This is a genomic window from Ensifer sp. Root31, assembly GCF_001424825.1.
In the GTDB taxonomy this organism is placed as follows: Bacteria; Pseudomonadota; Alphaproteobacteria; order Rhizobiales; family Rhizobiaceae; genus Ensifer; species Ensifer canadensis.
In genome coordinates this window covers 19773-28639 of the sequence record NZ_LMCO01000044.1, presented here as the reverse complement: position 1 = coordinate 28639, position 8867 = coordinate 19773, and the positions used below count along the sequence as shown (strand labels likewise).

8 protein-coding genes and 1 pseudogene are annotated in these 8867 nt (G+C 57.6%); 7 read left to right on the top strand and 2 right to left on the bottom strand.

The genetic code is table 11. The features are described from left to right. Positions 1 to 406: 406 nt before the first annotated feature. The 6 genes from ASD00_RS29110 to ASD00_RS29085 all read left to right on the top strand — a co-directional run bounded on the left by ASD00_RS29110 (position 407) and on the right by ASD00_RS29085 (position 7231). Complete coding sequence (locus tag ASD00_RS29110; protein ID WP_057210787.1) at positions 407 to 1918, top strand: ATPase domain-containing protein; 1512 nt, start codon at positions 407 to 409, stop codon at positions 1916 to 1918. Beyond that, positions 1902 to 3950, top strand: coding sequence for a hybrid sensor histidine kinase/response regulator (locus tag ASD00_RS29105; RefSeq protein WP_057210785.1), 2049 nt, complete (start codon positions 1902 to 1904; stop codon positions 3948 to 3950). The genes ASD00_RS29110 and ASD00_RS29105 overlap by 17 nt, the downstream gene beginning before the upstream one ends. 417 nt (positions 3951 to 4367) lie before the next feature. Beyond that, positions 4368 to 4934, top strand: a complete 567-nt coding sequence (locus ASD00_RS29100) for a TetR/AcrR family transcriptional regulator (protein ID WP_057210783.1) — start codon at positions 4368 to 4370, stop codon at positions 4932 to 4934. Between the two features lie 51 nt (positions 4935 to 4985). Then, entirely contained in the window at positions 4986 to 5972 is a 987-nt protein-coding gene (locus tag ASD00_RS29095; RefSeq protein ID WP_057210797.1) for a quinone oxidoreductase, read from the top strand. 311 nt (positions 5973 to 6283) lie between these two features. Then, positions 6284 to 6601, top strand: a complete 318-nt coding sequence (locus ASD00_RS29090) for a PepSY domain-containing protein (RefSeq protein ID WP_057210780.1) — start codon at positions 6284 to 6286, stop codon at positions 6599 to 6601. 27 nt (positions 6602 to 6628) lie between these two features. Then, on the top strand, positions 6629 to 7231 hold the full coding sequence (locus ASD00_RS29085; protein ID WP_057210778.1) for a hypothetical protein: 603 nt from the start codon (positions 6629 to 6631) through the stop codon (positions 7229 to 7231). Here ASD00_RS29085 and ASD00_RS39445 read toward each other — a convergent pair. Beyond that, positions 7179 to 7910, bottom strand: coding sequence for an arginase family protein (locus tag ASD00_RS39445; RefSeq protein ID WP_348272079.1), 732 nt, complete (start codon positions 7908 to 7910; stop codon positions 7179 to 7181). The genes ASD00_RS29085 and ASD00_RS39445 overlap by 53 nt on opposite strands. A 66-nt stretch (positions 7911 to 7976) precedes the next feature. Here ASD00_RS39445 and ASD00_RS42130 point away from each other — a divergent pair. After that, positions 7977 to 8051, top strand: a pseudogene (locus tag ASD00_RS42130) (addiction module toxin, HicA family); the annotation flags it as partial. A gap of 86 nt (positions 8052 to 8137) precedes the next feature. Here the strand turns inward: ASD00_RS42130 and ASD00_RS29075 are convergent. After that, positions 8138 to 8863, bottom strand: coding sequence for a TetR/AcrR family transcriptional regulator (locus ASD00_RS29075; RefSeq protein ID WP_162249765.1), 726 nt, complete (start codon positions 8861 to 8863; stop codon positions 8138 to 8140). Positions 8864 to 8867 lie beyond the last annotated feature (4 nt).

The window sequence follows — 8867 nt, the reverse complement described above, 5'->3', positions numbered from 1 at the left end:
CCAGCGCAACAGGCGAACGGTCCTTCTTCTCTGGGGGCATATGCCTTGAATCCCCTTTGGGCGATGTCTCCCACCTTATAGCTGAAATGATGGGACTGAAACCAAGGATTTCGGACTTACGAAGGGGGCGTCGGCGCGTGCGTTCAGCCGAGGGCGACCGAAGGTCCACTTCGCGTCAGATCACGCGCCCGCCAGGCTCAAGGTCTGCTTCCTCCCTTTGTATGTGACTGTCCGCTAAAACGGCGGGACATCGCGTTTGTTTCCGGCGCGGGCAGTGGCCTGCCGGAAATTGGATGCCGGAAGGATGACCGGAAAGGGGCAAGCCTTTCAGTTGAAAGATCGCTCCTTTGCCCTAGTTCTTTCGGCACGAATAAAGAGGGCAGCGCACGAACAATGAGGGCAGTGAATGAGTGAAGACCCCAACGTGGAAAAGGCGCAAACGGGAGTATCCGGGCTGGATGACATCTTGGTCGGCGGGCTTTCCAAAGGGCACGTGTTTTTGCTGGAAGGAAATCCTGGCACAGGGAAAACAACTATCGCCCTGCAATTTCTTATCCAAGGGAGTGAGGTTGGCGAGCGAGGCCTCTACATCACATTATCGGAAACCGAACGCGAATTGCGCGCGGGTGCGGCGTCGCATGGTCTGACAATCGATGAAAGCATTGAGGTTTTCGAGCTTGCCCCTCCCGAAACGCTTCTTGACGACGACAGGCAACAGAGCCTGCTGTACTCCTCAGACCTCGAGCTCGGCGAAACCCTAAAACTGATTCTCGAGGCATTCGAGCGTGTAAGGCCGAGCCGCGTTGTTCTCGACAGTTTGTCGGAAATCCGACTTTTGGCACAGAGCTCTCTCAGGTATCGTCGGCAAATTCTTGCGTTAAAACACTTTTTCGCCCGGCAAAGCGTAACAGTCCTGCTTCTCGATGACTTGACCTCGGATACCTTGGACAAGACCGTGCACAGTGTCGTTCACGGCGTCATTCATCTTGAAGAGCTGGCTCCTAATTACGGTCCGGAACGCCGCAGACTGCGGGTAATGAAATATCGCGGTCAAGCGTTTCGAGGCGGTTATCACGATTTCACGATCAAGACCGGTGGTGTTGTTGTCTACCCTCGTCTCGTAGCTTCTGAACACCGGACGAATTTTGCACGCGTGTCGTTGAGCAGCGGGATCCCTGCGCTTGACGCGCTGCTGGGTGGGGGTGTTGAACTGGGATCCAGCACGCTGATCTTAGGCCCCGCAGGTACCGGTAAAAGCACCTTTGCGTTTCAGTTCGTGGCATCGACTATTCGAAGGGGGCAGAAGGCGGCTGTCTTTGTTTTCGATGAAGAACTCGGTCTGTTGTTTTCACGCATGCGTGCCATGGGGATCGATCTGGAGACGATGCGAGAGTCGGGTGATCTCCATATCGAGCAACTTGATGCAGCGGAACTTTCTCCTGGTGAGTTTGCCCATCGCGTCCGTGAGCGCGTGGATAGTGCCCAGGCAAAGACCGTGGTGATCGACAGTATCAACGGCTATCAAGCCTCCATGCCGGAGGAGAACGCACTCATTCTCCACATGCATGAGCTGCTTCAATATTTGAACAGGCAGGGCACCAATACGTTTCTGACCGTTGCTCAACATGGCCTGGTTGGCGATATGAAGTCGCCTGTGGATGTGACCTATTTGGCCGATACCGTTGTTTTGCTCCGGTATTTCGAGGCGGCTGGCAAGGTGCGGCGGGCGGTTTCCGTCATCAAGAAGCGAACCGGATACCACGAGGACACAATCCGCGAGTTCGGTATAGGCAACAAGGGGTTGTCGTTTGGTGAACCCCTGTCCAGTTTCCAAGGTGTGCTGAGGGGGGTGCCGACGTTTGTAGGCACGCCAGGGCCGCTGCTGAATTCCTCAAGCGCGAGTGACGCAAATTCCTGACCCGGTAACATCACTGGCCTTGGTCTTCACTCCGCAGGGGCGAGACGCGGATGTCGCAAACAGGCTGCTGGGGGAAATTGGCATCGCTTGTGCGATAGCGAGTGATCTTCCTCAATTCGCTCAATCGCTCAATGACGATACCTTTTTTGCGGTTGCAACGGAGGAGGCTCTTCGGTTTTCCGATCTGCGGCAGATAACTTCCTGGATAAACAACCAGCCTAGCTGGTCCGATCTTCCATTCATTATTCTAACCCATCGCGGCGGTAGCCCCGAACGCAACCCTGCGGCGGCAAGACTGTCGGAGCTTTTCGGTAACGTGACGTTCCTGGAGCGGCCATTCAATGCTGTCACTTTTGCCAGCGTGGCCCGCACCGCAATTAGGGGACGGCGACGCCAGTACGAGGCACGCGCTCGGATTGAAGAGCTTCGCGAAGGAGAATCGCGTCTTCAAACAGCGCTTCTTGCCGGCCGGCTCGGAACCTGGGAACTTGAATTGGACAGCATGCGGTTTGCGGCGTCCGACACGTGCAAGGCAATTTTCGGACGTCCGGCCACTATGGCTTTTTCCTATGAGGAAGCGCTTTCAAGTATCCACGGGGATGACAAGGAGCGCGTCCTCAACGCCGTGAAGGAAAGCATCGATAGCGGCCGCGACTACGCCATAGACCATCGCACTCTATGGCCCGACGGCAGCGTTCACTGGACGGAAATCCGCGCTCGCGTCGTATCAGACAAAAGCGGCCATCCCGAACGTTTGGTTGGCGTGTCGTCGGATATCACTGACCGCAAACGCTACGAAGACCAGTTGCGGGACCTGAACGATACACTGGAAGAGCGCGTGGCTCAGCGAACGGCCGAGCTTAGCCGGGCGCATGATACACTCTTGGCTGAGGTGGCGCAGCGGGAACGGGCTGAGGAGCATTTGCGCCACGCACAGAAGATGGAGGCAATCGGACAGCTCACAGGCGGTGTTGCCCACGATTTCAATAATCTTCTCATGGCCGTCATGGGCAATCTCGACCTGTTGAGAAAGCACCTGGTAAACAACCCAAAGGCGGCAAGGCTTCTGGAGGGTGCGATGCAGGGCGCCCGTCGTGGTGCGGCGCTGACGCAGCGCCTGCTCGCCTTCGCCAGGCGACAGGATCTTCAGGTCGAACCCGTTGATCTGGAAAAACTCATCCGCGGCATGACCGATCTTTTGGAGCGTTCCATCGGCTCGGCGATTGCTCTGCGATTGAATTTGACCAACGGGCTGCCGCACGCGCTGGTGGACGGCAATCAGGTGGAACTTGCCTTGCTCAACCTGGCTGTGAATGCGCGCGACGCGATGCCGGACGGTGGGTCACTCGTCGTGGAACTCGATCTTGCTCAATCAATGCCCGAGGATAGGCTAGCTTTGGGATCCTACCTTCGGATTTCAGTAACAGATACCGGGCATGGAATGGATGGCGAAACGCTCAAGAAAGCGATTGACCCCTTTTTCTCCACCAAGGAATTGGGGAAGGGTACTGGCTTGGGTTTATCGATGATTCATGGGCTTGCTGTCCAGTTGAACGGCAAATTTCAGTTGTTCAGCGCGCCTGGGCACGGAACCAAAGCGGAAATCTGGTTTCCTTCCACGACGCAGAAAATAGAGGATAAGGGGATGGACCTGACGCCAGCCCAGCCGGGCGTGACAGCAAGAGCAAAGATTCTGGTGGTTGACGACGACGCGCTTATCGCCATGAGCACCGTCGATATGTTGGAAGATCTCGGCCATGAGGTCCTTGAGGCAAATTCGGGCGCAAGGGCCCTTGAGCTTCTGGGTGGGGGCGATCAGATCGATCTGATGATTACGGATTATTCGATGCCGGGGATGAATGGCGCGCAACTCGCAAAGGCAGCATTGGAAATCAACCCTGCGCTTCCTATTCTGGTTGCAACCGGCTACGCCGATCTGCCTCCCGGTGCTGGAATAGATTTACCACGTCTTGGCAAGCCCTACACGCAAGATCAATTGGCATTTGAAATTGCCAAAGTCCTAAAGTTCTAGTTTTCGTCCATGCGAAGCCGTTATGGTGCAGCGTGATGCAAAGCGCGAGGCGCCTAATGGCTGCAAAGAAGCTCGTCATGCTCCGCCCTTGCCCGACGACGTTCAACCCAGGCGCGACCTCCAGCCTCTGCCCTCTATTTCAACCGCGGACGCCCTCCCGCGCAACGGGTTCGTTCTCCGGCCCCAATCGAGACGTTTGGGTCGCACTGACCAAGTATCCACTCCTGACGCTCCTCGGGCGTTCAGATCACTCGACGACCAGAAGGCCGGCAGCAAGGATGTCTCCTATCCCTCGCCTTGAACGGAATCAAACCACCGAACCTGAAATGTCATAGTCAACGCTCTAAAGGAGTGTTACCCGAGCGTTCGCCGTATTCTTTTCTTGACAGATCGTTCCAGAATATCTAAATCGCATCCATGGCAAGGAACAAGGAATTCGATCGAGAGCAGGCGCTGGATGACGCCATCGAGGTGTTTCGCGAACACGGTTTCGAAGGCACGTCCACCCAAATGCTCGTCCGTGCGATGAAGATTGGCCGGCAGAGTCTTTACGATACGTTCGGCGACAAGTGGAAGCTCTACTGCCTTGCTGTCGAACGCTACGCCGCTGCGGAAACGGAGGCCCACATCGCCATGCTGCGCGGTGCGCCGCGTGCCCAGGACGGCATTCGGGCGATGATGGACCGAGTGGTCGAAAATGCTTCACGGGCCTGTCTTGGCGTGAACTCAGTCTGCGAGTTCGGCCAGAACCGACCTGACCTAACGGCAATTCATCAGGCTGCTGATCGGCGATTGAAGCATGCCGCCAAGCAACGCATCAGCGAGGCTCAGGCGCAAGGGGATCTCGACGCAACGCTTTCCACGGAAGAGACTGCCGATTTCCTCTTCGCCAATGTTGCCGGCATCCGCATCGCTGCGCGCGGCGGCGCGGGGCCAAAAGAGCTCAAGGCCCTAGCCAGGATCGCGCTTCGGGTAGTGACATGAGGGCAAAATTTTTTGCTTGTTTCTGGAATGATCAGTCAAGAAAGGAAGATCATGAGAGCCGTGGTTATGAATGAAATCGGTGGCACCGAGGTGATGGAATTTGTCGATCTCCCAGAACCGGTCGCCACTCCGGGGCATGTGGTGGTCGAAGTCGCGGCCGCAGGCGTGAACTTCATGGATATCGGCGTGCGCCAGGGCATGGCGTGGACAGACAGCCCCAACCCGAAAATTCTCGGCGTCGAGGGTGCAGGACGCATCGTCGCGCTTGGTGATGGGGTCGATGGTTTCGCTATCGGAGACCGGGTCGCCTGGGTCTACGCGCCAGGAAGCTATGCCTCGCACGTCCTGATCTCAACGGATGCGCTCGTGCGCCTTCCCGATACTATCGATGACAAGACAGCAGCCTCCCTCATGATGCAAGGATTGACCGCGAGCCACTTCGCCACCGATTTCTACCCGATCCAGCCTGGAGACACCGCACTCGTGCATGCTGCGGCGGGTGGCGTCGGCCTGCTGCTGACACAGATCGTCCGGCTGAGGGGTGGACATGTGATCGGCCGCGTTTCGTCGACCGACAAGGTGGACGTCGCAAAAGCGGCTGGCGCGAACCACGTTATCGTCGACACGGAGGGGAAGTTTGCCGCTGAAGTTTTGCGTCTCACCGGGGGAGAAGGTGCAAGCGTCGTCTATGACGGTTCCGGTCCCAAGACCTTTCAGGGGTCGCTCGCAGCACTTCGTCGCTCCGGCACATTCTGCTGGTATGGGCCGGTGCTTGGCGGTCCGGGGCCACTCGACATCATGGGCCTGCCCAAGAGCATCAAGATCGGCTATGCGACATTCTTCGATCACATCAGTACGCCCGAACTTCTTCGCGCCCGCACCGAGCAGTTGTTCCGTTGGATTCACGATGGGTCGCTCAAGCTGCACGTCGGTGGAACCTACGCGCTTTCTGATGCCGCCCGTGCTCATGCCGACATGGAAAGCCGGGCGACCACCGGCAAGCTATTGCTGATCCCCACGCAAAGGGGTTCAGCATAGCGCTGCCTGAAAGGCGGGAACCGGGGTCGACTAGCCCCGCCAAGAGGTTCCGCATTTAAGGTGCAACACCAGGGCACCCATTCGCCGGGGAATTATCTGTCGGGAGTAACGCTGGAGTAGGTCATGTTCCTGATTGTGAGGCTGCTCCAACCCTCCATTTGCAGGTTCGCGCGCAGTAATCCTTCGTCCGAATAACGACGGCGCGGCTTCACCAGTCAAATTCTGGACACCCCGGCCCAGCCGTTCGGAACCTTAGTAGTGCTCGTTAGTTGAACGGATCAGAGAGGCACCTCTTCTCAAAGGACATCCCCATGAAACAACTGATTTTGGTTTGTCTACTCGCCGGGTTGGCTACTACGCTGAACGCACAAACACCAACACCCACGCCATCGCCTCAACGCGAGACGCCAGCAGTAGCAACTCCCGACAGCCAGAACCCGACGGCCCCCGTCGAGGGGGCGAACAGCTTCACTGAAGAACAGGCCAAGGGACGGATCGAGGCCGCCGGATATGCCGGCGTCACCGGGCTGAAATTGGATGACAAGGGCATATGGCAAGCTTCAGCGACCAAGGATGGAAAGTCCGTTATGGTCTCGCTCGACTACCAAGGCAATGTGGTTGCGAAATAACTCCAACGAACCCAACAGGAGATGGTCATGAAAACCGCAACGGGACTCTTCGATGACTATTCCGACGCACTGGCCGCGGTGGGAACACTGCAAGATGTTGGATTTACCGACGAAGAAATCAGCGTGGTTTCCAGCAACGCTGCGGAGCGATACCCTGACAATGACAATGGAGTGGCCGAAGGTGCCGGAACTGGCGCCGGTCTAGGGGCTTTGGCAGGCGGGGCCGGCGGTCTTCTTACCGGTTTGGGCCTCATGGCTATTCCAGGCGTCGGGCCAGTGGTTGCGGCCGGTTGGCTTGCGGCGACAGCCGCAGGTGCTGCCGCTGGCGCTGTTGTCGGTGGGGCTGCAGGAGGGCTGATCGGAGCGCTGACGGGATCCGGGGTCGCGGAAGATGATGCCCACGTCTATGCCGAAGGCATTCGACGCGGCGGCACGGTTGTAACCGTCAAGACCGATGAATCCAGGGTAGCGGACGCGCAGAAAATTTTGCAGCGATCCAACTTGGTCGATCTGGCCAGGCGCCGCTCGGATTACCGGGAACAAGGCTGGACGCGTTTTGATGATGAATCAGACCCGTTCACCCAAGCCGAAATCGAGGCAGAACGGATCCGTTATAGAACTGGCCTGTAACTGCAAGGCCACGCCGCGCCGCCTGCGCACAGAGATGTTCAAGTATGATCGACGCCCCCAACAAAGCGGTGATCTCGGAATGATCAAACGGGGGGAGACCTCCACAACATCCATGCCAACGATGTTTGAGGTCCGAGATGCCCCGGATCGTCTCGATGACATCCCTTGGCGACAGCCCATCGACAACCGGCGTGCCCGTGCCAGGCGCATAGGCCGGATCGATGCTGTCGACGTCGAACGTAAGGTAGCACGGCATTTCGCCCACGGTTTTCTTGATTTCATCCACCAGACCTCGAGGTCCGAGATCACGCGCCCGCGGGCAAAAGACAACGTTGATCTCATCGTCCATTGCGTAATGAGTCCGGATGCCGATCTGGATGGAGTTTTGCGGACTGATAATGTTCTCTTCCATGGCATATCTTACGAACGAGCCATGGTCCAAATATTCGGACCTGGCGGTGTCGCGATGCGCATCGAATTGAATAAGCGCCACAGGTCCGTGGACCGACGCGTGCGCTTTCAGCACGGGGTAAGTTATCGAATGATCACCTCCAAGGGTAATCAATCGTGTTCCCGTTTCCAGGATCAATTTGGCTTGTTGCTCGACATTCTTCAGCATCTCAGCGGGTTGTCCCCGTTGATGGCGAGCCGATCGAAAGGGTCGAGCTCCCGAAGCGATGAACGCCAGTTCTGGACGTCATGGGGACCAGCCGGACTTCGATATCGACCCTGGCCGCGTCGCAGTCCCCATCCGAAAAGGGACATCCCGATCGGAACACTGAAGATTATCGAGAAACAAGCCGACCTCAAACTGAGGTAACGAACAACGCGGCGACTGGCGGTGCAAACCACGTTACAGCTTCCGCGCGAAGCAAGAGCAGCTGGTGTCGAACCATCTTGCGGTTTTCAGCGACTGATTTGTGCTTCAAGCCCCAAGAGGAGGGTCTCGACGAGAAAATTGTAGCCGCCATCCAGCGGCGCGACATCGCCGCTTTTCCAACGCATGACGAAGGAGCGGTTGTACATTCGCGACAAGTGCTGCTTGAGCAGCGGAAACTGCTCTGCATCAAGTGCTTCGAGATCGGCGTCGAATGCCTTAACCCACTGCGACCCCTCGCTTGCACCATCCCCGGCAAGCTCCATGGTTACGAAGCCCTCCAGCGCCCCGACGACCGTGTTGAAGGCGTCGATCAGGCCTTGGTCCCTAAATCCGGCTTGCGACAGCGCCTTCAAAATGACCTCGACCCAAGGAGCGTTCGGGGCACCGTTCGAGCGGATGTTTGGGCCGAGCAGCGGCGCGACGCGAGGATGCTCGTGGACGCGCGCGCGAAAACGCCGGAACAAAAGCCGGATCATGTCGCGCCAGTCGTCAGGCAGGTCCTTGGGTGTCATCAATCCCGCGATCAGCGAGCCGGAGATTTCAGCAAAGAGATCGGTTTTGTTGCCACCGACATGCCAGTAAAGTGCCGCGGGATAGACTTTTAGGCGTCGAGCAAGAGCGCGGACGGAAAACCCGGCCAGCCCCTCTTCGTCAATGAGGGTGATTGCAGCCTCTACGACGCGCTCCCGAGTCAAGCCAATGGCGGCGGCGCGGCCAACGTGGCGCTTTTTCGGCGCCGGTTCATTGGTCACAAGC

What these genes read in the sequence shown, in the direction of transcription:
- ASD00_RS29085 (WP_057210778.1), top strand. Translation starts at nt 6,629, where the DNA reads ATGAAAACCGCAACGGGACTCTTCGATGACTATTCCGACGCACTGGCC.
- ASD00_RS29100 (WP_057210783.1), top strand. Translation starts at nt 4,368, where the DNA reads ATGGCAAGGAACAAGGAATTCGATCGAGAGCAGGCGCTGGATGACGCC.
- ASD00_RS29095 (WP_057210797.1), top strand. Translation starts at nt 4,986, where the DNA reads ATGAGAGCCGTGGTTATGAATGAAATCGGTGGCACCGAGGTGATGGAA.
- ASD00_RS29090 (WP_057210780.1), top strand. Translation starts at nt 6,284, where the DNA reads ATGAAACAACTGATTTTGGTTTGTCTACTCGCCGGGTTGGCTACTACG.
- ASD00_RS29110 (WP_057210787.1), top strand. Translation starts at nt 407, where the DNA reads ATGAGTGAAGACCCCAACGTGGAAAAGGCGCAAACGGGAGTATCCGGG.